At 71.5% G+C, this 21,896-nt stretch carries 24 protein-coding genes; 17 read left to right on the plus strand and 7 right to left on the minus strand.

Translation table 11 applies throughout. The features are described from left to right. The first annotated feature begins 11 nt into the window (after positions 1-11). Complete coding sequence (locus tag HSO01S_RS02315; RefSeq protein WP_066038939.1) at positions 12-1,487, plus strand: cryptochrome/photolyase family protein; 1,476 nt, start codon at positions 12-14, stop codon at positions 1,485-1,487. A gap of 155 nt (positions 1,488-1,642) precedes the next feature. On the opposite strand, the gene HSO01S_RS02320 is transcribed toward HSO01S_RS02315, so the two are convergent. Beyond that, positions 1,643-2,788 (minus strand): NAD(P)/FAD-dependent oxidoreductase, encoded by a 1,146-nt coding sequence (locus HSO01S_RS02320; protein ID WP_066038940.1) that lies wholly within the window; start codon positions 2,786-2,788, stop codon positions 1,643-1,645. Positions 2,789-2,868: 80 nt separating this feature from the next. Here HSO01S_RS02320 and HSO01S_RS02325 point away from each other — a divergent pair, with 80 nt between their 5' ends. Then, a complete protein-coding gene (locus HSO01S_RS02325) occupies positions 2,869-3,402 on the plus strand; it encodes a tetratricopeptide repeat protein (RefSeq protein WP_245635852.1) in 534 nt (177 codons plus the stop codon). Continuing rightward, a complete protein-coding gene (locus tag HSO01S_RS02330) occupies positions 3,399-3,695 on the plus strand; it encodes a hypothetical protein (protein ID WP_066038942.1) in 297 nt (98 codons plus the stop codon). Before HSO01S_RS02325 ends, HSO01S_RS02330 begins: the two co-directional genes overlap by 4 nt. Positions 3,696-3,809: 114 nt before the next feature. On the opposite strand, the gene HSO01S_RS02335 is transcribed toward HSO01S_RS02330, so the two are convergent. Further along, positions 3,810-4,088 carry a GlsB/YeaQ/YmgE family stress response membrane protein gene (locus tag HSO01S_RS02335; RefSeq protein WP_066038943.1) on the minus strand — a complete coding sequence of 93 codons (279 nt, stop codon included), beginning with the start codon at positions 4,086-4,088 and terminating at the stop codon, positions 3,810-3,812. Positions 4,089-4,263: 175 nt separating this feature from the next. Between HSO01S_RS02335 and HSO01S_RS02340 the strand changes: the two genes are divergently transcribed. Continuing rightward, the gene (locus HSO01S_RS02340; RefSeq protein WP_066038944.1) at positions 4,264-4,962 is read left to right on the plus strand and encodes a response regulator transcription factor; all 699 of its coding nucleotides are present in this window, start codon (positions 4,264-4,266) and stop codon (positions 4,960-4,962) included. A 45-nt stretch (positions 4,963-5,007) separates the two neighbouring features. Here HSO01S_RS02340 and HSO01S_RS02345 read toward each other — a convergent pair whose 3' ends face one another. Continuing rightward, positions 5,008-5,490 carry a MarR family winged helix-turn-helix transcriptional regulator gene (locus HSO01S_RS02345; RefSeq protein ID WP_066038945.1) on the minus strand — a complete coding sequence of 161 codons (483 nt, stop codon included), beginning with the start codon at positions 5,488-5,490 and terminating at the stop codon, positions 5,008-5,010. A gap of 109 nt (positions 5,491-5,599) precedes the next feature. Here HSO01S_RS02345 and HSO01S_RS02350 point away from each other — a divergent pair, with 109 nt between their 5' ends. The 3 genes from HSO01S_RS02350 to HSO01S_RS02360 all read left to right on the plus strand — a co-directional run bounded on the left by HSO01S_RS02350 (position 5,600) and on the right by HSO01S_RS02360 (position 7,774). Next, on the plus strand, positions 5,600-6,418 hold the full coding sequence (locus HSO01S_RS02350; protein ID WP_066038946.1) for an SDR family NAD(P)-dependent oxidoreductase: 819 nt from the start codon (positions 5,600-5,602) through the stop codon (positions 6,416-6,418). Positions 6,419-6,525: 107 nt separating this feature from the next. Beyond that, entirely contained in the window at positions 6,526-6,960 is a 435-nt protein-coding gene (locus HSO01S_RS02355) for a VOC family protein (RefSeq protein ID WP_066038947.1), read from the plus strand. A 49-nt stretch (positions 6,961-7,009) separates the two neighbouring features. Then, positions 7,010-7,774, plus strand: coding sequence for a winged helix-turn-helix transcriptional regulator (locus HSO01S_RS02360; protein ID WP_066038948.1), 765 nt, complete (start codon positions 7,010-7,012; stop codon positions 7,772-7,774). Positions 7,775-7,871: 97 nt separating this feature from the next. Here the strand turns inward: HSO01S_RS02360 and HSO01S_RS02365 are convergent, their stop codons facing one another. Continuing rightward, entirely contained in the window at positions 7,872-8,933 is a 1,062-nt protein-coding gene (locus tag HSO01S_RS02365; protein WP_066038949.1) for an SDR family oxidoreductase, read from the minus strand. A 94-nt stretch (positions 8,934-9,027) separates the two neighbouring features. Here HSO01S_RS02365 and HSO01S_RS02370 point away from each other — a divergent pair, with 94 nt between their 5' ends. Further along, on the plus strand, positions 9,028-9,345 hold the full coding sequence (locus HSO01S_RS02370; RefSeq protein ID WP_066038950.1) for an ArsR/SmtB family transcription factor: 318 nt from the start codon (positions 9,028-9,030) through the stop codon (positions 9,343-9,345). A gap of 19 nt (positions 9,346-9,364) precedes the next feature. Here the strand turns inward: HSO01S_RS02370 and HSO01S_RS02375 are convergent, their stop codons facing one another. Continuing rightward, a complete protein-coding gene (locus tag HSO01S_RS02375; protein ID WP_084361219.1) occupies positions 9,365-10,636 on the minus strand; it encodes an enterochelin esterase domain-containing protein in 1,272 nt (423 codons plus the stop codon). A gap of 267 nt (positions 10,637-10,903) precedes the next feature. Here HSO01S_RS02375 and HSO01S_RS18950 point away from each other — a divergent pair, with 267 nt between their 5' ends. From HSO01S_RS18950 to pgi, 3 genes are all read left to right on the plus strand, one after another. Next, positions 10,904-11,611, plus strand: coding sequence for a GAF and ANTAR domain-containing protein (locus HSO01S_RS18950; protein ID WP_066038952.1), 708 nt, complete (start codon positions 10,904-10,906; stop codon positions 11,609-11,611). After that, positions 11,608-12,330 (plus strand): GAF and ANTAR domain-containing protein, encoded by a 723-nt coding sequence (locus tag HSO01S_RS02385; protein ID WP_245635853.1) that lies wholly within the window; start codon positions 11,608-11,610, stop codon positions 12,328-12,330. The genes HSO01S_RS18950 and HSO01S_RS02385 overlap by 4 nt, the downstream gene beginning before the upstream one ends. A gap of 94 nt (positions 12,331-12,424) precedes the next feature. Beyond that, entirely contained in the window at positions 12,425-14,179 is a 1,755-nt protein-coding gene (gene pgi / locus HSO01S_RS02390; RefSeq protein WP_066038953.1) for a glucose-6-phosphate isomerase, read from the plus strand. On the opposite strand, the gene HSO01S_RS02395 is transcribed toward pgi, so the two are convergent. Continuing rightward, on the minus strand, positions 14,176-15,189 hold the full coding sequence (locus tag HSO01S_RS02395; protein WP_066038954.1) for a hypothetical protein: 1,014 nt from the start codon (positions 15,187-15,189) through the stop codon (positions 14,176-14,178). The two genes, pgi and HSO01S_RS02395, sit on opposite strands and share 4 nt — an antisense overlap. Before the next feature lie 278 nt (positions 15,190-15,467). Between HSO01S_RS02395 and dacB the strand changes: the two genes are divergently transcribed. From dacB to HSO01S_RS02415, 4 genes are all read left to right on the plus strand, one after another. Then, positions 15,468-17,159 (plus strand): D-alanyl-D-alanine carboxypeptidase/D-alanyl-D-alanine endopeptidase, encoded by a 1,692-nt coding sequence (gene dacB / locus HSO01S_RS02400; RefSeq protein ID WP_084361221.1) that lies wholly within the window; start codon positions 15,468-15,470, stop codon positions 17,157-17,159. A gap of 122 nt (positions 17,160-17,281) precedes the next feature. After that, entirely contained in the window at positions 17,282-18,040 is a 759-nt protein-coding gene (locus HSO01S_RS02405) for an alpha/beta hydrolase (protein WP_066038955.1), read from the plus strand. Positions 18,041-18,086: 46 nt separating this feature from the next. After that, on the plus strand, positions 18,087-19,190 hold the full coding sequence (locus HSO01S_RS02410) for a cell wall-binding repeat-containing protein (RefSeq protein WP_066038956.1): 1,104 nt from the start codon (positions 18,087-18,089) through the stop codon (positions 19,188-19,190). 89 nt (positions 19,191-19,279) lie between these two features. Next, positions 19,280-19,684 (plus strand): helix-turn-helix domain-containing protein, encoded by a 405-nt coding sequence (locus HSO01S_RS02415; RefSeq protein WP_084361222.1) that lies wholly within the window; start codon positions 19,280-19,282, stop codon positions 19,682-19,684. A gap of 32 nt (positions 19,685-19,716) precedes the next feature. Here HSO01S_RS02415 and map read toward each other — a convergent pair whose 3' ends face one another. Continuing rightward, positions 19,717-20,478 (minus strand): type I methionyl aminopeptidase, encoded by a 762-nt coding sequence (gene map, locus HSO01S_RS02420; RefSeq protein WP_066038957.1) that lies wholly within the window; start codon positions 20,476-20,478, stop codon positions 19,717-19,719. Between the two features lie 65 nt (positions 20,479-20,543). Between map and HSO01S_RS02425 the strand changes: the two genes are divergently transcribed. After that, the gene (locus HSO01S_RS02425; RefSeq protein WP_373280198.1) at positions 20,544-20,822 is read left to right on the plus strand and encodes a helix-turn-helix domain-containing protein; all 279 of its coding nucleotides are present in this window, start codon (positions 20,544-20,546) and stop codon (positions 20,820-20,822) included. Positions 20,823-20,855: 33 nt separating this feature from the next. Beyond that, positions 20,856-21,893: an NADPH:quinone reductase gene (locus HSO01S_RS02430; protein WP_066038958.1), complete on the plus strand. Its 1,038-nt coding sequence runs from the start codon at positions 20,856-20,858 to the stop codon at positions 21,891-21,893. Positions 21,894-21,896: the final 3 nt, after the last annotated feature.

The raw sequence follows: 21,896 nt of genomic DNA on the forward strand, positions 1-21,896 counted from the left end.
ACTCTGGCCCCATGAGTTCGACATCGCGCACCCGCTGGCTGTTCGCCGGACAGCTGGGGCCCGTGTTCGACGACGGCGGCCCGATCATGATCGTCGAGGCCCGGTCGGTGTTCGGGCGGCGGCCGATGCACCGGGCGAAGGCGCACCTCATCCTCTCGGCGCTCCGCCATCGCGCGGCCGAGCTCGGCGATCGGGTCGAGTACCACCGGGTCGAGCGGTATTCCGAGGTCGTGACCGGTCGGGACGACCTCGAGGTGATCGACCCGACGTCCTGGTCGGCGAGGCGCTTCGTGCGCCGGCACGGGATGGCGGTGCTGCCGAGCCGTGGGTTCGTGACGTCCGAGCCGGAGTTCGCCGAGTGGGCCGCGGGCCGGCAGGGTTCGCGCCTGCTGCTGGACGACTTCTACCGCACGGTGAGGCGGCGCACCGGGCTGCTCATGCGCGGCGACCAGCCCGAGGGCGGGCGCTGGAACTACGACCACGACAACCGGCAGCCACCCCCGAAGAATGCGGCCAGGCTGGGCCTGCCCGACCCATGGTGGCCCGAGGAGGACGAGATCGACGCAGAGGTGCGCGACGACCTCGACCGCTGGCAGCGCGAGGGCGCCGTCGAGCTCGTCGGCGACGACGGGCCGCGCCGGTTCGCCGCCACCCACGACGAGGCGACCCGCGCGCTCGAGGACTTCATCGGCTCGCGCCTCAACGACTTCGGCCCGTTCGAGGATGCGATGCTGGGCGGTGACTGGACGATGGCGCACTCCTTGCTCAGCGCCCCGCTCAACCTCGGGCTGCTGGATCCGCTCGAGGTCGCCGAGCGCGTCGTCGCGGAGTACCACGCCGGCCGCGCGCCGCTCGCGGGCGTCGAGGGCTTCGTGCGTCAGCTCGTCGGCTGGCGCGACTACGTCTGGCACCTCTACTGGCACCTCGGCGAGACCTACCCGGCGCGCAGCGACTACCTGGGCGCGCACGAACCGCTGCCGGAGGCGTTCCGCACCCTCGATCCCTCAATGATCGAAGCCACCTGCCTCCGCGAGACGGTCGACGGGATGCGCCGGCACGGCTGGGCCCACCACATCCAGCGGCTGATGGTGCTCGGCAACTGGGCGCTCCAGCACGGCTACGACCCGGTGGCGCTCAACGACTGGTTCGTCGACATGTTCGTCGACGGCACCCCGTGGGTGATGCCGGCGAACGTGATCGGCATGTCCCAGCACGCCGACGGCGGCATCGTGGCCACGAAGCCCTACGCCTCCGGTGGCGCTTACATCAACCGGATGTCGGACTACTGCGGGGCGTGCGTCTTCGACCCGAAGGTGCGGCTCGGCGAGAACGCGTGCCCGTTCACCGCGGGGTACTGGGCCTTCCTCGACCGGGTCGAGCCGCGCATCCGGGGCAACCAGCGGATGGCGCAGCCCCTGGCAGGGCTGCGGGGTCTCGCCGACCGGAAAGCCGTGGTCGACCAGGAGCGGCACCGCGAGCGGTGGTGACGAGCGGCCGACGGGTGACCGTCGGCATCCATTCGGCGAGGCATCCGCTTCAGGACACGTCCGCTAGAGGACGGCCGGCGCCCTTCCGCAGGGCCGTGCCGGTTTGCGAAGCTGGGCACGCGCAGACGTCCGTGCCGCGTTCCTCCGGGGAGGCTTCAGCGGCCGGCGGCGATCGCCCGACCGAGCGCGTCGCCTGAGGCCCAGGCGGTCGCGACCGAGGAGCGGCCGCCCCACGAGTCTCCGCACACCCCCACGGCTCCGCACAGCGCGAAGGGCTCAGGATGCGTCGGGGTGGCGCGGGCGTGGGTCCACCGGTGGGGGTGGGTCCAGACGGGGCGGCTGCCGGCGGGCAGGGCGAGCACGCGGTCGAGCTCGGCGACGACCTCGTCGACGGCGGTCGCGGGGTCGTCGAGGTGCGCCCGGGCGAACTCCGGCGTCGTGTGGGCGACGAGCACGGGAGCCCCGTCGCCCCGGCGGTCGCCGTCGTCGGCGACGAAGGAGAGGATGGCCGAGCCGTCGACGAAGGCGCCGTGCAGGGCGGCCGGCCAGAGCCGCTCGGCGTAGCCGGCCGCGACCGCGATCGTCGGCTGCCAGGCGCCCGGGTCGAGCCGGCCGGCGAGCTCCGAGCCGGGCTCGAGGAGACGGGCGGCCTGGGGTTCGGGCATGGCGAGCACGACGGCGCGGTAGCGGGTGCCGTAGGCCGTGCCGTCGGGGGTGACGGCCTCGACGGCGTGCTCGGTGAGGAGCTCGGCGGGGGCTGGCGCGGAGGTCTTCGGCGCGCTCGTGGGAGGGCCCGCGGCCTCCTCGAGCCGGGAGGCTAGGTCGAGCACGAGTGACCGGAGGCCGCCGGGGGCGGCGTAGCGGACGGGGCCGGTCGTGGTGGGGAATACGGCTCGGGATGTCGCGTCAAGCTCGTCCCCTGCCGGATCGGCTGCCGCATCGACCGCATCTGCCTCTGCATCCGCGGCCGCGTCCGGCGCCGAAGCGTCGATCACGGCGAAGGTGTCGGTCCACGGCCGGGCGAGTCCCCGCTGCACCCAGTCCTCGACCACATCGCCGAACGCCGAGCCCTCGCCGGAGCCCGCATCCTCCGGCACCGTGAAGTACGAGGCGCCGAGGTCGACGATCCGGCCGTGCAGCGTGCGCCCCGACATCCGCCCTCCGGGTCGGCGCCCGCGGTCGACGACCCTCACCGGGATCCCCGCATCCTGAAGCGCCCGCGCGCAGGCGAGCCCCGCGATCCCGGCGCCCACGACGAGCACCCCGTCCTGTTCGGCGGGCCCGGAGGCCGAAGTACCCATGGGCTCATCCTGCCCCGTTCCCACCGCGGCGGCGCACCGGCAGGCGCTGGCAGGCCGGTCTCCCCGTTTAGGCTCGATCCATGGATAACCGAGGAATGCACCTGGACGCCTCCAAGTGGGAGGCAGAGGTGGCCACGCTCTGGGGCGACGAGGAGCTCGACGATCAGGAGCGTCTGGAGCGGATGCGTTCCCTAGCGGACCGCGCACCGCATCCGGCCCTCGGCGCGTTCGAGCTCGGCGGCGCCTTCGACTCCTCGGGGCACGAGGCCGAGGCCGACGTGCAGTACGCCGCCGCCACCCGGGCCGGTCTCGCGGAGATCGACCCGGCACGCGCGGCGCAGCTCGCCATCCAGCACGCCTCCACCCTGCGCAATCTGGGCCGGGTCGACGAGGCGATCGCGATGTTGCGCGACGCCCCCCGCCATCCTGCGGCCGGGGACGCGCCCGCGGTGTTCCTGGCGCTGGCGCTGCACAGTGCGGGCCGGTCGGCCGAGGCCCTCCGGGTCGCGCTCGAGGCGATCGAGCCCGGGCTCCCCCGCTACCACCGCTCGGTGCGCGCCTACGCCGCCGCGCTCACCGATCCGCCGGAGGGTTCTGGCAGGCTGGACGCATGAGTGACGCGTGTGCCGCCGATGTGTTCGAGCTCGACCTGGTCGACCGCAAGGAGGGGCTGCTGAAGCGCGCCGCGCTGTGGGGCGGCACGCTCGTGGCCGGCGTGACCGGCGCCGAGGACATGGCTCCGGCGATGTCGGAGCTCGTGATCCGCAAGGACGGGCGGGAGCTGCGCCGCATCACCGCCTCCGACGTGGGGGCCCTGCTGAACCTGCGCGACCGCATCCTGCTCGAGCTCGAGTCCTCCACGCCCGAGGACTTCGCGACCTCGTGGGAGCTCGACCTCCACTCCTGACCATCGGGGTCGGCGCAGAGTCCGCCGGGCGCCTGACCGCGATCGTCGCCGGACAGGCCGGACGCCGCGAGCCCGAGGGCCCGCGGCGTCCGCAGCGTCGTGGTTCCGCGCAGGTCAGCGGGTGACGGAGCGGCGGCCGGCGAAGCGGGTCCAGATCAGCAGCACGATGATCGCGCCGATGATCGAGCCGATGATGCCGGCAGGCTGGAAGAAGCCGTCCATCGCGTCGTGCTGGAAGATCAGGAACCCGAGGAACCCGCCCACGAAGGATCCGACGATCCCGAGCAGGATGGTCATCGGGATGGAGATGTTCTGCTTGCCCGGCACGATGAGGCGGGCGAGCGCTCCGGCGATGAGGCCGATGACGATGAGGCTGATGATGAGACCGAGCATGGTGTGCGTCCTTTTCCGTGGTGTCGGGTGCACGGTGTGCGCATCCCGAAGCTGACCGTGGTCGGCTTTTCATCAGCGAACCAGGATGCGGGGGTCGCCGCGTCACCCCAAGGGGTGGTCTTTCGCACCCCCTCCCGGTGTACGGTCAGGGCATGAGTGGACGACGAGCACGCCGATGAGCACCGTGGCCGAGACGGAACCGGGCGAGACCGAGTCCCCGGGTGCCCCCATCCGGGTCGCCCTGGTCGACGACTACGACGTCGTGCTCTCGGGCCTCGCCCACATGTTCGACCGCTACCGCGACCGCATCCTGGTCTGCGAGATCGACGCGAACGCCTCGCTCGACGACCAGGTCGACATCGTGCTCTACGACTCGTTCGCGCAGCCCGAGGCCGATCTGCAGGAGCTCAGCGCCCTGGTGCGGAACCCCCGGGCGAGCCGCGTGGTGGTCTACACCTGGAACTTCCACCCCGAGCTGGTCGAGAGCGCGGAGGAGCAGGGCATCCACGGCTATCTCTCCAAGACCCTGCCGGCCCGCGACCTCGTCGCCGCGCTCGAAAAGGTGCACCGCGGCGAGAAGATCGTCAGCTCTCCCCCGCGCCGGGCCGGCAGTGCGAGCGGGCTGGACTGGCCGGGCCGTCACGAAGGGCTGACCGACCGGGAGTCCGAGATCCTCGCCCTGATCACGCAGGGCAAGAACAACGCCGAGGTCGCGACGCTGACCTACCTCAGCCCGAACACGGTGAAGACCTACATCCGCAGCATCTACCACAAGATCGATGTCGCGAGCCGCACGCAGGCCGTGCTCTGGGGCGTCGCGCACGGATTCACGCCCGACCACCACCGCATCGACCACTGGCTCGGCGGTCCGTGAGCTTCTGAACCCCGGCTGGCGGGGCCGGGGGCGAGGCGCGTCAGGTCATGGGCGCCAGGCCGGGGCGTCGGTGACGGCACGGCGGATGCGCTCGGTGATCGCCCGCAGCTGACGCTTCTGCGCCGCGGTGAGCGGGTCGAGCACCAGGCGCCGCACGGTCTGCTCGTGCTGCGGGGTCGCCTCCTCGAACACGTGCCGCCCCGCCTCGGTCAGGGTCGCGCGGATCGACCGGCCGTCGCCCGGATCCCGCGCCCGTTCGACCCAGCCGCGGGACTCGAGCCGGGAGACGGCCCGGGACAACCTCGAGAGAGAGCTGTTGGCGAAGGCCGCGAGCTCGCTCATCCTGAGCTGCTGCTCCTTTGCGTGGGCCAGGGCATAGAGGATGCCGTACTCGAAGTGCGTGAGGTCGAAATCCCGCAGCAGGTCGGCGTCGAGCGCGGGCGGCAGCCACTCGAGCACGGTTGCGAGCCCGGCCCAGGTCTCGAGGTCGTCGCCGGCCAGCAGGGCGTGGTCGCCGGTGTCGGTCATAGGGAAAGACTAGGCCGCGCAGGCCTGCCGCGCCAGTGCGATTCATTTGACTGAGCAAGTTTCCATGCCTACTCTTTAGTTGACTGAGCAAGTACTTGAAGGAGTTCTCATGGATCTGCGCCTTTCGACGGAACGGGCTTTCATCAGCGGTTCGACCCAGGGCATCGGGTTCGCGATCGCACAGGCCCTGTTGCGGGAAGGAGCGGCCGTCGTGATCAACGGGCGCACGGAGGAGCGCGTCCGGACGGCGGTCGGGCGGCTTCTCGACGAGTTCCCCGGCGCCTCGGTCGAAGGTGTCGCCGCCGACTTCGCCGTCCCGGCCGAGGTCGACCGGCTGACGGATCAGCTCGGCCGGCTCGACGCGCCCGACGGGCTCGGCCCCGTCGGCATCCTCGTCAACAACGTCGGCCTCTTCGACCTGGCACCGTTCGACGGCATCGACGACGACGAATGGATGCGCTACCTCCAGGTGAACCTGATGAGCGGCGTGCGGCTCTCGCGCGCCCTCCTCCCCCGGATGCTCGAACGCGGTCGCGGACGGATCGTCTTCGTCGGCAGCGAATCGGGCGTGAACGTGCCGGCCGACATGATCCCGTACGGCGTGACCAAGGCGGCCATGATCGCTCTCGCGAACGGCCTTGCCAAACTGACTCGTGGCTCCGAGGTGACCGTCAACACCGTCCTGGGTGGCCCCACCTACTCCGACGGCGTGGCCGCGACCGTCGAGGGCCTGGCCGCGTTGCAGGGCTTGGCCGCCGCCGACCTCAAGGCGGCGATCATCGGCGGCAACCGCACCTCCCTGCTCGAGCGGTTCATCGACCCGGACGAGATCGCGAACCTGGTCGCGTACCTCGCCAGCCCCCTGTCCTCGGCGACCAACGGTGCCGCCCTCCGTGCCGACGGCGGGGTGCTCACGGCGATCCTCTGAGTCGAAGCTCGGCGTGCGCCACATTCACCCTTGACGCACTACTTGTTTTTTGCAAGTGTGTGTACAGCGTCCACATCCGGACCCTGAAACCTCCGAGGGAGACCGCTATGCCCATGATGTTCGTCAACCTGCCGGTGACCGATCTCGACCGCGCGAAAACGTTCTACACAGCGATCGGCTTCACCGTGAACCCCCAGTTCACCGACCACAACGCGGCCTGCATCGTGGTCGATCCCGATCACAACGCGTTCATGCTGCTGACGCGCGAGTACTTCCAGACCTTCAGCGAACGCCCGATCGGCGACCCGTCGAAGGAGGTCTCGGTCACGACCGCGATCTTCCTCGACAGCCGCGACGAGGTCGACGCTACGGTGGCGAACGGCCTGGCCACGGGCGGCACCGAGGCCCAGCCGGCCTCGGACTACGGCTTCATGTACCAGCGGCAGCTGACCGACCCCGACGGCAACGTGCTCGAGTTAGGCTGGATGGATCCGGTCGCGGCCGAGCAGGGCCCCGAGGCGTTCGCGGCCCAGCAGGGCTGACCGGGCGGACTGGGCTGGGCGGACTGGCAAGGGAGGGGGCGAGCACGGGATGGCGGCGCGCGACTACGGGCAGTACTCGGGGATCACCCGGGCCATGGAGCTCGTCGGCGAGCGCTGGGCCCTGCTGATCGTGCGGGACCTGCTCGTCGGGCCCCGGCGCTACGGCGAGCTCGCCGCGGGGCTGCACCGCATCCCGAGCAACATCCTGGCGGCCCGGCTGAAGGAACTGCAGGCGGCGGGGATCATCCGTCGGGCGCCGCGCTCCCGCGTCATCCTCTACGAGCTGACACCATACGGCCGCGAGCTCGAGCCGGTCGTGCTCGCGTTGGGCGCGTGGGGCATCAAGGCGATGGGCGATCCGCGGGACGAGCAGGTCGTGACGGCCGACTCGATGACGATGGATCTGCGGTCAGCGTTCCGCCCCCAGGTCGCGCTCGAGCTGCCGCCGACGGCGTACGGGGCCCGGCTCGCCGGGGCGGATCTGCTCATCCGGGTGCGGGGTTCGACGCTGGACGTGACGAGCGGGGCGGGCCGGCTGGGCCGGCTCGGCCCCGTGGATCTGTCCTTCCCGCCTGATCCGGCCTTCCCGACCGACCTGGCCTTCCCGACCGACCTGGCCTTCCCGACCGACCTGGTCTTCTCGACCGAGACGGGTGCGGGCATCCGGCAGCTGATCACCGGTGAGCTGGCGCCCGACCGAGCCATCTCGGCCGGGGTGGTGGAGGTACTGCACGGCCGGAGCGAGCTGCTCGACCGCTTCGCGACCACGTTCCACGTCGCCGCCTGCCCTCGACCCGTCAGTTGTTGTCGCTAAACCAGGCGGATAGCGACAACAACTGACGGGTCGAGGACAGTCGGGGGCGGGAGCCGGGACGGGGACGGACGGACAGACAGACCGGGGGCTCAGGCGGTCAGGGGATCAGGCGGCCGGCGCGGAGGTCGGTGAAGATGCGGAGGAACATCTCCTCCGTCTCGACGTAGGAGTGGAAGCCGGCGCGACGCGCCTTCGAGCCGTCCGCGATCACGTCGTAGTCCCAGCGGAAGACGAAGTCGCCGAAAGCCCAGGACGAGACGTCGGAGTACGGGGTCGGCGCCAGGCCGTGCCGAGCGACCATCGCATCCCACAGGCCCTCCTTGTCGGCCATCACCTCGGTGAGCGCCATCGGGAGCGGCGGGGCCACCTCGAGCTCGAAGAACGCCGCGATCTTCGGCCACATCGACGACCAGCGGAACAGGTCGCCGTTCGTGATGTTGAAGGCCTGGTTCTGCGCGACGTCGGTCGTCGCGGCCCAGACCGTCGCCTCGGCGAGGAGCCCGGCGTCCGTCATCTCGATCAGGCTCGTGTACGCCCCGGGCGCTCCGGGAAAGCGCAGCGGGATGCCGAGCTCCTTGCTGATCGAGGCGTACACCGCGATCACCAGCGCGAGGTTCATCGGGTTGCCGAGACCGATGCCCGCCACGACCGACGGGCGGATCGCCGACCACGACCAGGCGGCGCCGGCCTGCCGCCGCTCGAGGAGCTGCTGCTGGTCGACGTTGAACTCCGGTGGCATGTGAGGCGGGTCCGACTCCTTCGCCGGTGTCGCGAACGGACCGAGATGGGCGCCGTAGACCTTGTATCCCTGCATGAGGCTGATGTGCTCGAGCCGCGGTGCGACCGGCTCGACGGCGTCGACGACGTTCGTGAGCATCCCGAGGTTGGGGGCGACGAGGCCGGCCCAGGTCGGGCGCTCCTGGTAGGCGGCGTAGAAGACATGGGTCACCTCGGCGACCGCACGGGATGCGGCGAAGGCCTCCGCGGTCGCGTCACGGTCGAGCAGGTCGACGGCCAGGTGGCGCACCCGCCCCTCGTCGGTGCCGCCTCGCCGCGACACCCCGATGACGTCCCATCCCCCGCTCTCCCGGAGGTGGTCGATCAGGTTCCCCCCGATCACCCCCCGCGCGCCGATCACCAGTGCTGTCCTCGGAGCCATGTCCGCCTCCTTCGCTACATCGCAATTCACCGATGTACTGTCGCACGGTTCATCGGAAGAAAGCAATATCGCGATATTGCGATATCGTGTCCGTATGACGGATGCGACCGCGGAAGCCGACCTCGTGACGGTCTTCAAGGCGCTCGGGCATCCGACCCGACTGGCGATCCTCGAGTGGCTCAAGGAGCCCGAGTCCTTCCCACCGCAGGACCGCCCCGCGACCGAGGTCGGGGTGTGCCTCAAGCACATCCAGGCCCGCGCCGGCATCTCGCAGTCCACGGCGTCGCAGTTCATGGCGATCCTCCAGCGTGCCGGACTGGTCACCTGCACCCGGATCGGTCAGTGGTCGCACTACCGCCGCGACGAGCCGGCCATCGCCGCCCTCGGCGAGGCCGTCGCCCGCACCGTCTGACCGCCGGTCGCTCGCGGAGTCAGGGTCTGGCGTCGGCGACGGCGGGAGTGAGGGCCGCGAAGAGGGCCGTGCGCCACCAGGCGTAGTCGTGGCCGCCGGCGTGGATGCGCGTGGTGACGGTCGCGCCGGCAGCGAGTGCCGCAGCCGCGAAAGCGTCGGACAGCGCGGCTACCCCGGCCTCCTCGGTGCCGGACTGCACGAGGAAGCGACGACCGCGAAGGGCGTCCGTTCCGGCGAGCGCCGCGAGGCGGACGAAGAGGTCGCCCGGCTCGGATCCCCACGCCTCAAGCTCCAGGTCGGCCGCGAACTCGAAGGAACCCGACTGCACGATCGCCGTGGTGGCGAGGTCGGGGCGCAGGGCGACGACCGCCGCTGCCGCGAGCCCGCCGAAACTCTGGCCGGCGATGATCGTCTGCTCGGGGTCGGGACGGTGACCACCCCGACCCCGGTGACCCGCCAGCGCGTCGAGCACGGCCTCGGCGAGCGCCGCCGCCCGCTCGGGATGCGGGAGCACGGCCCAGCGCTCCTCGACCGTCCCCGACGGCACGAGCACGACCGCTCCGTCCGCGGCCCACCCGGCCTCGCCGTCCTCGTCCCCATCGCCGCGTCCGTCAGCGCCACCGGCGTCTGTCGAGCCGTCTGAGCCCTCGACGGATGCGGACAGCCGCGCCAGAGCCGGCCGGATCCCGATCCGCTCCCACTCCTCCCCGTCGAACAGCAGCACGACCTCACCGGGCCTCCCCCACGGCAGCACGACCGCAGAGCGCCCCGCGAACTCGCCGCCGAGCGGCAGCTCCTGAGCGGCGGGCAGGTCGTCCCTGCGCGCCGATGGCTCCCGGGCCGGCCACTCCCACGCCGGATGCACCGCACCCGCCGGCCCCACGAGTACCGACGCCAGGCGACCGAACTGGGTGGGCAGTCGGCGCGGGTTGCGCGCATCCGGCACCAGCGCATCCTGGATGCGGAACCATCCCCTCCAGGTCGCTCCGGACTCCCGGTCGAGCCATGGTTCGCTGACGAAGCCGTAGCTGAGCACGAGGTCATCGGGCAGCAGGTAGTCGATCACGCGGATGGGGCTGCCGGGCACCTCGTCGAGCAACGCCCCGGTGAGGTCGGCGCGGTGGCCGTCCGTGATGCCGTTGAGCACGATCGCGACCGCGGGAGACGGACCCGGCCCCTGCCCCTGCACTGGAGCCGGCCCCGTCACCACCTCCGTCACGAACGTCACCTCGCGGAACGCCTCCCCGTCGACCTCGACCGCCCGCCCGAACGCGGGCCAGAAGGCGGACACCCGTTCGGGCGCCTCGCCCTCCATGATCCGCCGCCACGCGTCAGATCGAGCCCGGAGCGGCACACCGGCCGTATCCCGCGGCGCCGGACGCGGGACGGGGTGCGACGAAGCAGCCCCCGCATCCCGGGCGGACCTCACAAAGGATCCGCCCGCCTCGCCACGCACCGCCTCGTCACCCACCGGGCCAGAGTAACGTCGCGACCCGCGACCCCGTACGATGGGCGTGAACGGCCCTCCGCCTCCCGGGCCGGGGAACGGACGGATCGGGTGCAACGCGACGGATACGACGAGACCGTCGAAGCACTGTCCGCACCGGTCGATTCCGTGAACGGCGTCGCCGCCTCGCTGACACGCCTGTTCCCGGTCTCCGGCGCCGCCGTGTCGACGATCGGCGAGTTCTTGGGCAACGAGACGCTCTCCGCCACCGACGACGTCGCCGCCCGCCTCGACGAACTGCAGTTCGACCTCGGCGAGGGCCCGTGCTGGGATGCGCTGAACACCGGCCGCCCCGTGCTTGAGCCTGACCTGTGGACGACGCAGAACGAACGCTGGCCGGTCTTCTCGCGCGCCCTCGACCGCCGCGAGGTCGGCGCGCTCTTCGCCTTCCCGATGACCGTGGGCCATCTGCGGATCGGCGCGATCGACCTCTACGCGTCGGAACCCACGGATCTCAGCCGCGAGCACACGCAGCAGGCGTCACGCCTGGCCGGCCTGGTCGCCCGGGCGGTGCTCCGGATCGCGGTCGCGGCTCCCACGGATGAGCCGATGGAGGCGACGAAGCACTCCCGCCGCACGATCCACCAGGCCACCGGCATGGTGCTCGCCCAGCTCGACATCCCGGCCGAGGAGGCGACCCTCGTCATCCAGGGCCACGCCTTCGCGACCGGACGTTCGATGATGAGCGTCGCCGACGACATCATCAGCGGCCATCTGGCCTTCCAGACCGGCCCGGCCGGAATCGAGGAGCGACGGTGACGGACGAGCAGACCCAGCACCCCGACGACGAGCTGCTGCAGACCTTCGCACTCCTCACCGAGACACTCGTCGCGGGCTACGACGTCGTCGACCTGCTCCAGACGCTCGTCGACCGTTCCCGCTCCGTGCTGGACGCCACCGCCGCCGGCATCATGCTCGCCGACGACGACGACACGCTCGAACTGGTCGCCTCGACGAGCGAGTCGGGTTCGCTGGTCACGGCCCTCCAGATCTCGGCCGAGACCGGGCCCTGCATCGAGAGCTTCGTCAGCGGCAGGATCGTCTCGGTCGACGACGAGCCCCCCGCACCCGTCGACTGGGCCCCCTTCAGCCTCGTCGCCTCCGAGCTCGGGTTCCGGAGCGTGCACGCCGTGCCCCTCCGGCTCCAGGACCTGACGATCGGCACCTTCAACCTGCTCCGCGACACCCCCGGCGATCTCGCCCAGCGCGAACTCGTCGCCGCCCGCGCACTCGCCGATGTCGCGACGCTCGGCATCGTGCAGGAGAGGTCGCTCCGCGAGACCCGCACGGTCCGCGAGAACCTGCGGAACGCTCTGCGCACCCGCGTCGTGATCGAGCAGGCCAAGGGCGTCGTCGCGCAGATGCGCTCGATCTCGCCAGAAGCCGCGTTCGCCGTCATCCGCGACTACGCGCGCTCGCACGAGCTGTCGATGTCCCACGTGTCGGCAGGCCTCATCGCCCGCACCCTGTCCTTTTGACGGAAGCGGCCGCCACCCCCAGCGGGTAAGTTCGACAGGTGAGCGCATCAGGCCGCGACGGCCGGATGCCTGGGACGAGACCACAGGAGTGAGCATGGCCGAATCGGCGCCCATCGACCCGACCGCAACCGACGCCTGGAAGGCGCTCGAGGGCATCGCCACCGGCTTCGAGCCGGACCTGCGCGGCTGGTTCGCCGCCGACGCCGGCCGCGCCGAGACGTACACCTTCCAGGCGGCCGACCTCACGGTCGACCTGTCGAAGAACCTGGTGACCGAGGAGATCCTCGGGCACCTGCTGACGCTGGCCCAGGATGCCGGGGTCGCCGAGCGCTACCGGGCCATGATCTCCGGCGAGCACATCAACGTCACCGAAGACCGCGCGGTGCTGCACACCGCGCTCCGCCGCCCCGACGGGGGCCCGCAGACCGGCACCGACCTCGAGCCGCCGGCGGGCTTCGTCGTCGACGGCGCCGACATCGACGCCGAGGTGCACGGAACCCTCGACAAGGTGTTCGCGTTCGCCGACAAGGTGCGCGACGGCAGCTGGGTCGGCGTGACCGGCAAGCGCATCGAGACGGTCGTGAACATCGGCATCGGCGGCTCGGACCTCGGGCCCGTCATGGTCTACGAGGCCCTGAAGCCCTACGTGCAGGCGGGCTTGGAGTGCCGCTTCGTGTCGAACATCGATCCCTCGGACATCTACGAGAAGACCGCCGATCTCGACCCCGAGACCACCCTGTTCATCGTGGCGTCGAAGACCTTCGGCACTCTCGAGACCCTGACCAACGCCCGCCTCGCCCGGCAGTGGCTGTGGGAGCGCCTCGGCGCATCCGGAGCGGTCAGCACCGACCAGACCCCCGAGGGCGAGCAGTCGCGCACCGATGCGGTCGCCAAGCACTTCGTCGCCGTCTCGACCGCGCTCGACAAGGTCGCCGCGTTCGGCATCGACCCCGAGAACGCGTTCGGGTTCTGGGACTGGGTGGGCGGCCGGTACTCGGTCGACTCCGCGATCGGCACCTCGGTCGCCATCGCGATCGGGCCCGACGGCTTCCGCGACTTCCTGGCCGGCTTCCACGCCATCGACGAGCACATGCGCACCACGCCGCTGGAGAAGAACGTCCCGGTGCTGATGGGGCTGCTGAACGTCTGGTACACCAACTTCCTCAAGGCCCAGAGCCACGCGGTGCTGCCGTACGCGCAGTACCTGCACCGCTTCCCCGCCTACCTCCAGCAGCTCACGATGGAGTCCAACGGCAAGCGCGTGCGCTGGGACGGCTCCCCCGTCACCACCGACACCGGCGAGATCTTCTGGGGCGAGCCGGGCACCAACGGCCAGCACGCGTTCTACCAGCTGATCCACCAGGGCACTCGCCTGATCCCGGCCGACTTCATCGCGGTGGCCAACCCCGCGCATCCGCTGAAGGACGAGACGGGCGACGGCCACGCCGTAAAGCCCGGCGCCGACGTGCACTCGCTGTTCCTGGCGAACTTCTTCGCCCAGACCAAGGCGCTCGCCTTCGGCAAGACCGCCGAGGAGGTGCGGGCCGAGGGCACCGCCGAGAACGTGGTCGAGGCTCGGGTCTTCCCGGGCAACCGGCCGACGACCTCGATCCTGGCGCCGGCCCTGACGCCGAGCGTCGTCGGGCAGCTGATCGCCCTCTACGAGCACATCGTGTTCACCGAGGGCACGATCTGGGGCATCGACTCGTTCGACCAGTGGGGCGTCGAGCTCGGCAAGCAGCTGGCGCTGCAGATCGCTCCCGCCGTCGACGGCGACCAGGCGGCCCTGGATGCGCAGGACTCCTCGACGAAGTCGCTGATCGCGCGCTACCTCGAGCTGCGCGACTAGTCGCAGTCCACCCCGCTGCGCTCCTGTGGCGACACGACGTCCAGGATCGACATGGTCCACCAGGTCGGCGGGTCGTCGCAGAGGGCACGCCAGGTGACTTCGCTCGCGGTGATGAACTGAGCCCGCCCCTGGTGATCGGGGATGAAGACGCCCTGCGATCCCTGGAGCAGCACGAAGCCGGGCAGCGGATCCGAGCCGTTGATCGAGACGAGCTCCAGCGGTGCGAAGCGGATCGGCTCGGTCAGGATGTTGAACCCGAACAGGGCGATGAACCCGATGATCCCGGCGAAGGCCAGCCGGGTGACCGACTTCGAACGCGGATCCCGGATCGCCGCGTTGCGCTCGTTCCACGCGTCCGCGACCGTGGCGAAGGTCATCGGCTCGGGCGGCGGCACGATCTCGGCCTCGGCGGGGGTGACCGGCAGGGGCGCGGGTGAGACCACCCGCAGCATGGCGCGACCGGATGCCCAGAGCGAGCGCAGTCCGGTATCCACCGGGGGCGCCGGTTCCAGCAAGGCCTCGCGGACGCTCTCCGGGCTGTGCAGCACCGGCGGCCGGCGGCGGCCGCGAAGCACGATGACGGCGATCACGACGAACACGACGAAGAGGCCCACCAGCAGGAGCCAGGACGCGGTGTTGGCCAGCACGGCGGCGAGCAGCAGGAGCACCGCACCGCCGACGACCCTGGTCCAGAAGTTGTACTCGGGGTCGAACACCAGGGGCATCGCCGCGACCGTCACGCCGATCATGATGTAGACCGCGAGGTTCAGCAGCACGACGACCAGGAGTCCGCCGAAGGTGAGGTTCTGGGCCACGGCAACCGCGAGCCCGATGTCGCCGCGCACCTGCACGAACAGGTTGATCGTGATGACCAGGGCGCCGATGAGGGGCAGCCGGGTCAGCGCGTTCTTGACGAAGGTCGCCCGCACCTCGGCGTGGTTCTGGGCCTCGGCGGCCAGATCACGCGGGCGGCCGTGCGCCGTGCGCCGGTTGTCCGACGGCTTCGCCATCCGCGCCCCCTTCGGCTCGTCGACCGCCTGCCGCCCGGCTCGGTCTCCCCCGGGATGCGGTGGCCGGGTCACGTGCCCGGGCACGTCGTCCCTGGGTCAAAGGTAGGGCACGGGAGGGGCCGCGTCATCCGCCCGCGCACACACCGCTGGACCCCGGCATCGGCGGGCGCTTGCACGCCGCGCCCGGAACCGCCACGCTGAGCAGACCGCCACTCCGGTGCCGATCCCATTCCGGCCGACCGGGCGACCGCGGGCGGACACCGCGGAAGGCGGCACGAATGCAGAACCACCTCGGGGCCCGCCTGACGGCAGCGATCGCGGGCCTGCGCGCGCTCGATGTGCGCGCGGTCGATCTGCGCACGGCGGGCCTGCACGCGGTGGGCCTGCGCGCGGCAGGCGTGCTCGTGGCCGCATCCGCGGTCGCACTGACGACGGGATGCGTCGCGGGCTCCCCCGCGACCCCGTCTTCCCCGACCGGCGCCCCGGTCGCCTACTCGTCCGTGCCCGGCCTCCCGGATGCAGCGCTGCCGGTGATGAACCAGCCCCAGTACGCGAACGGCCGCTGGCTCATCTCGGTCGCGGATCTCGACACCGGCGAGGTGCTGATCGACCTCGACGGCGACCGGATGGCCGAGCCCGGCTCGTTCGTGAAGACCTACAGCGCGGGTGCCGCGTGGGTGAAGTGGGGCCCGGAGAGCACCGTCACCACCCCGGTGAAGAGCACCGGCACGGTGCAGGACGGCACGCTCACCGGCGACCTCGTGCTGGTCGGCGCCGGCGATCTGACGCTGGGCGGCCGCACGAAGCCCGACGGCACGGTCGACTACACCGACCTCGACCACAACGACGCGAACCCGCTTCCCGGCGCCACCCTCACGCCCGAGGATCCCCTCGCGGGCCTCGACGACCTCGCGGCGCAGGTCAAGGCCTCCGGTATCACGGCCGTGCAGGGTGACGTCGTGGTCGACGACCGGCTCTTCGAGGGGTCGCTCGACGAGCAGCCGATCACGCCGATCATCGTCAACCAGAACCTGATCGACGTCGTGGTGACCCCGGGTGCGATCGGCCAGCCGGCCGCCGCGACCCTCAGCCCGGTCGTGGCGCCGTGGACGATCGTCTCGGACGTGCAGACCGTCGAGGCGGGCGGCCCGACGAGCATTACGGCTCCGGTGGCGGACGCGGACGGCACGATCCGGGTGAGCGGCACGATCGCCGCCGACAGCGAAGCGCAGCTGAAGGTCTACGCCTTCGCCGACCCGGCCCGCTTCGCGCGGACGGCGTTCATCGAGGCGCTGGGCCGGGCCGGGGTGACGGTCTCGGCGGATCCGGTCGCGCCGAACCCGGAGACCACCCTCCCCGAGACGGCCGCGGTCGCGGCGCTCCCCTCCGTCGCCGAGCTGGTCTCGCTGCCGCTCGGTGAGGAGGTCACCTACGTGATGAAGATCAGTTACAACCGGGGCGCCCAGACCCTGGTCTGCCGCCTCGCGGCCGCAGCAGGCAGCACCGACTGCGACGACGGGATGGCCCAGGCCCACGACATCTGGGCCGCCGCCGGGCTCGACGTCACGGGTGCCTCCCTGATCGACGGCTCAGGACTCTCCGGCAACGTGATCACCCCGGAGAACGCGGTCCAGATCCAGTCGATCATGGCCGCGCGGCCCGATGCCGAGGCGTGGAAGGCCACCCTTCCGGTGCTCGGCGTCGACGGCTCGCTGGCCGTCGTGCAGACGGAGAGCCCGGCGGCCGGGCACGTCTTCGCGAAGACCGGCACGCTGCTCGGCTACGACGAGTTCAACGCCCGCTTCCGGCTGATCACGAAGACGCTCGGCGGGGTCATGGAGACGGCGGGCGGCCGGAGGCTGGCCTTCACGATCATGATGAACCAGGGCTTCTCGGCCGATGCGGCGGGGGTGCTCGGGGCGAACGAGGACGTCGGGGCCGTCGCCGCCGCGATCCAGCAGGCCTACTGAGCGGGTCTGCTGAGCCGGTCTGCTGAGCCGTTCTCCTGAGCGAGCCTGCAGGCGGCCGGAATTCCGGCTGCCCTGAGCAGACGAGCCCTCCGGAAACGACCCGCGGAACCTAGGCTCGGGCCATGGAACTGATCTTCGTGCACGGTGCCCTGGTCCGCGACGGTGCGTGGTGGTGGGAGCCCACCGCCCGGCTGATCGAGGAGCGCACGGGCATCCGGAGTCGCGCCCTCGCGCTGCCCTCGTGCGGGGAGACGGGGTCGCCGGCCTCCGAGGGCGGACTGGTCGAGGATGCGGCCGCGCTCCGGGCGGCCCTCGACGAGATCGCCGCGAATGCGGGCACCGATGGCGACAGCGGCAGCGGCGGACACGAAGGCGCCGACGGCCGGGCCGTCGTGGTCGGCCACTCCTATGGCGGAACCGTGATCGCCGAGGCGGGCGTGCATCCTGCCATCGCCCACCTCGTGCTGATCTCGTCGTACCTGCCCGAGCTCGGGCAGTCGCAGGCCGCGATCATGGGTGCCGAGCCCGACCCGGTCGCGGTCCGGGATGCGGGCGACGGCACCCTCGCGCTCGCCGGGCTGGACGAGCCTGCCTTCGCCGCGCGCTTCCTGCAGGATGCGGAACCCGGCATCCAGCGGCAGGCCTGGGAGCGGGTCACCGAGCAGGCGGCGGCCGCCTTCGTGACCCCCACGACCGCCGCCGGCTGGTCCGGTGTCGACTCGACCTACCTGGTCTGCACCGAGGACCGCAGCACCTCGCTGGAACTGCAGCGCCGGCACGCCGAACGGGCCACCCACCGGGCCGATCTGGCGACCGGCCACCACCCCTTCCTCAGCCGCCCCGAGCTGGTCTGGGAGCACCTCAACCCGCTGCTACGCTGAGCGCGCGCCGCCAACGAGTGTCGGCGCGAATCCCATGGGGGGACACATGATCAGGCGCAGCGCGCTCGCACTTCTGACCACAGCCGTCATCGTCGCAGGGTCTCCGGCTCTCGCCGCCGGGGCCGCCGAATCGGCGCCGGCACCGGCAGACCAGCCGACGACCTACCGCATCGACGGAGCCAACCGCTTCGAGACCAACCAGATCCTCAACTCGATCTTCTCGAGCGAGGATGTTCCGGCGCCGCCGGTGGTCTACGTCGCGAACGCCTACTCCTACCCGGACGCGCTGTCGGCCGTGCCGGCCGCCGGATCGGTCGGCGGCGCGATCGTGATCACGCCGGGCGACTCGCTGATCGAGCAGGCCGCCGACCAGCTCGAAGAGCTCAAGCCGGCGCGCATCGTGGTGGTGGGTGGCGTGAACTCCATCTCGGAGGCCACCTACGAGCAGATCGCCCAGTACGCACCGGGGGCCACGACGCGGATCGCCGGTGTCGACCGGTACGAGACCTCGCGCAAGATCGCCGAAGAGGCCTTCTGCCCTGACCCCGGGGCCACGACCTGCGGGGTCACCACCGGGCTGTTCGCCTCGGGCGCGAACTTCGCCGACGCCCTCTCGGCCGGACCGGCCGGCGTCCACATCGACGCTCCGGTCATCCTCGTGCCGCCGACCGGGCTCGACGGCCCGACCTCGCAGCTGATCAGCCGGTTCGGGTTCGAAGAGGCGGCCGTGATCGGCGGAAAGTCGTCCATCTCCGACGACACGCTCGCGGCTATCCACGCGCTCGTCCCCGGCGACAAGGCCACCTTCCGGCTGAGCGGTGAGAACCGCTACGCGACCTCGGTCGCCGTGGCCTACCAGTTCTTCGGCGGGACAGACAGCGTCTTCGTCGCCTCGGGCGAGACCTTCCCCGACGCCCTGTCTGCCGGCCCGGTGACCCGCACGTTCAACTCTCCGATCTACCTGTCGTCGAAGGAGTGCCTCCCGAACGTGGTCTACGGCGACATCCAGGACATCGGTGCGACGGACGTGTACCTGGTCGGCGGTCCCGCCTCGCTCGCGACGCCGGCGCTGGATCAGCTGCAGACCTGCGACCCGATCACGACGAAGTCGGAGACGGCTCCCGTCTCGCCGCGGGGTGCTCGCGGCTAGTCGCCGAACCACCACCGGCCCCGGGGGCACGTGTCTGCTGTGAGCGGAACCACGTGCCCCCGCGGTCGTTCCCCCGGTTGACTGGGGCCATGAGCCCCGCGCCCGCCTCCTCGTCCGCCGACACCGCTACTGCCGCCGGCATCACCGACGCCCAGACCGCCGTCGCCCCCGCCGCACGGCCCGAGCGCCTCTGGCGCGAGGTCGTGGGCGACGAGCTCCGCACCGTGCGGCAGACCCGCGGCGAGTCGCTCCGCCGGGTCGCTACCCGGGCCCGGGTCTCGCCTCAGTACCTCTCCGAGATCGAGCGCGGCTTCAAGGAGGCCTCGAGCGAGATCCTCGCCGCCCTGGGCACCGCCCTCGACCTGTCCCTCGTCGACCTGACGAGAGGCGCCGCCGCGCGCCTCACGCCGACGGTGCTCGAGGTCTCGTCGCTGCAGACGGCCCCCGCCATGCCCGCAGCGCCCGCCGCCACCGCATTCGCCCTGGCCGCCTGACCGCGCGACCGCCCGACCGCTGATTCAGGCAGTCACGCCGTCAGCACGAGCGGTCCGTCCTCCGTCACGGCCAGAGTGTGCTCGGTGTGCGCCGCGCGGCTTCCGTCGGCCGATCGCAGCGTCCAGCCGTCCGCATCCGTTCGAAGGCGGGCGGTGGTCTTCGCCCACCACGGCTCGAGGGCGAAGACCATCCCGGGGCGGATGCGGTAGCCCCGTCCCGCGCGCCCGTCGTTGCAGATGAACAGGTCGCCGTGCATGGTCCGCCCGACCCCGTGTCCGCCGAAATCGTGGTTGACCGGGTACCCGTACGCCGCGGCGACCGCACCGATCGCCGCCGAGATGTCGCCGATCCGGTTGCCCGGCGTGGCGGCGGCGATCCCGGCCTCGAGAGCCTCTTCGGTCGACCGGATGAGGCGGAGGTCGTCGGGGTCGGGCCGCCCCACCACGACCGTCACCGCCGCATCCGCCACCCAGCCGTCGACCGAGACGGCGAAGTCCAGGCTCAGCACGTCCCCGTCTCGGAGCACGTAGTCGTGGGGCATCCCGTGCTGGGCGGCGTCGTTCACCGAGAGGCAGATCACGTTGCGGAACGGGCCGTTGCCGAAGGAGGGCGCGTAGTCCCAGTAGCAGGAGACGGCTCCGCGGTCGGCGACCCTCCTCCGGGCGTCGGCCTCGAGGTCGAGCAGGTTGACCCCCACGGCGGCCCGCGCGGCCAATTCGTCCAGGGTTCGCCGCACGAAGGCGCCGGCCGCGCGCATCCGGTCGATCTCGGCGGGGGTGTGCAGTTCGATCATGTCGGTATAATAATACCGTTCCCCGAAGCCATGCCCAGGCCCAGGCCCAGCCCCAGGAGGCACTCATGATGGTCCGCGCTCCCCTCACGCCCGAGCAGCTCGAGGCCGGCAGGCGCCTCGGCGAGACCCTCCGCCGCTCCCGGGGCGAACGACCGCTCGCCGAGGTCGCGATGCAGGCGGGCATCTCCCCTGAGACGCTCCGGAAGATCGAGACCGGCCGGCTGCCGAGCCCGGCCTTCGGCGTCGTCGCCGCACTCGCTTCCGCCCTCGGACTCTCCCTGGATGCCTTGGCCGGCGAGATCGCCCCGATCCGCGCCGCGGACCGCGACGACCGGATCGCCTAGCGGGCAGCACCCGACCGGGGGTTCACTGGAAGCATGAGAGCGATCGTGTACTCCGAGAACGGTTCATCCGAGGTGCTGCGGCTCGAGGAGCGGCCCGTGCCCGAGCCCGCCGCCGGCGAGGTGCGGGTGCGCATCGCCGTCTCGGCGGTCAACCCGACCGACTGGAAGAACCGGTCCGGCGGCGGCACCGGCGCCGGGGAGACCGGCGACCGCACCCCGAACCAGGACGGCGCGGGCGTCGTGGACGCGGTCGGCGCGGGCGTGACCTCGGTGGTACCGGGCGACCGCGTCTGGCTCTTCCTCTCCGCCTACCAGCGCCCGACCGGCACCGCGCAGGAGTTCACCGTGGTGCCCGCTGAGCGGGTCGTGAAGCTGCCCGAGGGCGTCTCGTTCGACCAGGGCGCCTCGATGGGCGTGCCCGCGATGACCGCCCATCGCGCCCTCACCGTGCACGAGGGCGGTCCGGCGCGACTCTCCCCTGGCGCCCTCGAGGGCCGGACGGTGCTCGTCGCAGGCGGGGCCGGCGCCGTCGGTCACGCCGCCATCCAACTCGCCCACTGGGCGGGAGCAACCGTCGTCACGACCGTCTCCTCCGCCGAGAAAGCCGCCTCCGCGGCCTCCGCCGGCGCCGACATCGTCGTGAACTACCGCGAGGAGAATGCCGCCGAGGTCATCCGCACCGCCGCCCCCGACGGAGTCGACCTGGTGGTCGAGGTCTCGCCCTCGAAGAACGCCGAGCTGGATGCGGCCGTGCTCGCGAACCACGGCAGCATCGCCGTCTACGCCAACGACGGCGGCGACACCATGACTCTGGATGTGCGGGCCCACTTCGCCATCAACGCCCGCTACCAGTTCCTGCTGCTCTACACCGTGGGCGCCGAGGCGCTGAGCACCGCCGCCGAGGACATCACGGCGGCCCTCGCCGACGGCGCGCTGCCGGTGGGCACCGAGGCGGGTCTGCCGCTCATCCGGTTCGCCCTCGAGGACACCGCGGCCGCCCACGACGCCGTGGAGCAGGGCGTGACCGGCAAGGTGCTGATCGACGTCGCCGATCTGCCGGCAGAGCGGTAGGAC

Origin of the sequence: Herbiconiux solani NBRC 106740 (assembly GCF_001571005.1) — a bacterium.
GTDB classification, from domain to species: Bacteria; Actinomycetota; Actinomycetes; order Actinomycetales; family Microbacteriaceae; genus Herbiconiux; species Herbiconiux solani.

Bases quoted from the DNA above. Each gene is read 5' to 3' on its own strand.
- HSO01S_RS02350 (WP_066038946.1), top strand. From the start codon at position 5,600: ATGGATCTGCGCCTTTCGACGGAACGGGCTTTCATCAGCGGTTCGACC.
- HSO01S_RS02370 (WP_066038950.1), top strand. From the start codon at position 9,028: ATGACGGATGCGACCGCGGAAGCCGACCTCGTGACGGTCTTCAAGGCG.
- HSO01S_RS02335 (WP_066038943.1), bottom strand. From the start codon at position 4,088: ATGCTCGGTCTCATCATCAGCCTCATCGTCATCGGCCTCATCGCCGGA.
- pgi (WP_066038953.1), top strand. From the start codon at position 12,425: ATGGCCGAATCGGCGCCCATCGACCCGACCGCAACCGACGCCTGGAAG.
- HSO01S_RS02365 (WP_066038949.1), bottom strand. From the start codon at position 8,933: ATGGCTCCGAGGACAGCACTGGTGATCGGCGCGCGGGGGGTGATCGGG.
- HSO01S_RS02360 (WP_066038948.1), top strand. From the start codon at position 7,010: ATGGCGGCGCGCGACTACGGGCAGTACTCGGGGATCACCCGGGCCATG.
- HSO01S_RS02340 (WP_066038944.1), top strand. From the start codon at position 4,264: ATGAGCACCGTGGCCGAGACGGAACCGGGCGAGACCGAGTCCCCGGGT.
- HSO01S_RS02320 (WP_066038940.1), bottom strand. From the start codon at position 2,788: ATGGGTACTTCGGCCTCCGGGCCCGCCGAACAGGACGGGGTGCTCGTC.
- HSO01S_RS02405 (WP_066038955.1), top strand. From the start codon at position 17,282: ATGGAACTGATCTTCGTGCACGGTGCCCTGGTCCGCGACGGTGCGTGG.
- HSO01S_RS02430 (WP_066038958.1), top strand. From the start codon at position 20,856: ATGAGAGCGATCGTGTACTCCGAGAACGGTTCATCCGAGGTGCTGCGG.
- HSO01S_RS02345 (WP_066038945.1), bottom strand. From the start codon at position 5,490: ATGACCGACACCGGCGACCACGCCCTGCTGGCCGGCGACGACCTCGAG.
- HSO01S_RS02410 (WP_066038956.1), top strand. From the start codon at position 18,087: ATGATCAGGCGCAGCGCGCTCGCACTTCTGACCACAGCCGTCATCGTC.
- HSO01S_RS02325 (WP_245635852.1), top strand. From the start codon at position 2,869: ATGGATAACCGAGGAATGCACCTGGACGCCTCCAAGTGGGAGGCAGAG.
- dacB (WP_084361221.1), top strand. From the start codon at position 15,468: ATGCAGAACCACCTCGGGGCCCGCCTGACGGCAGCGATCGCGGGCCTG.
- map (WP_066038957.1), bottom strand. From the start codon at position 20,478: ATGATCGAACTGCACACCCCCGCCGAGATCGACCGGATGCGCGCGGCC.
- HSO01S_RS02355 (WP_066038947.1), top strand. From the start codon at position 6,526: ATGCCCATGATGTTCGTCAACCTGCCGGTGACCGATCTCGACCGCGCG.
- HSO01S_RS02315 (WP_066038939.1), top strand. From the start codon at position 12: ATGAGTTCGACATCGCGCACCCGCTGGCTGTTCGCCGGACAGCTGGGG.
- HSO01S_RS02425 (WP_373280198.1), top strand. From the start codon at position 20,544: ATGATGGTCCGCGCTCCCCTCACGCCCGAGCAGCTCGAGGCCGGCAGG.
- HSO01S_RS02395 (WP_066038954.1), bottom strand. From the start codon at position 15,189: ATGGCGAAGCCGTCGGACAACCGGCGCACGGCGCACGGCCGCCCGCGT.
- HSO01S_RS02330 (WP_066038942.1), top strand. From the start codon at position 3,399: ATGAGTGACGCGTGTGCCGCCGATGTGTTCGAGCTCGACCTGGTCGAC.
- HSO01S_RS02415 (WP_084361222.1), top strand. From the start codon at position 19,280: ATGAGCCCCGCGCCCGCCTCCTCGTCCGCCGACACCGCTACTGCCGCC.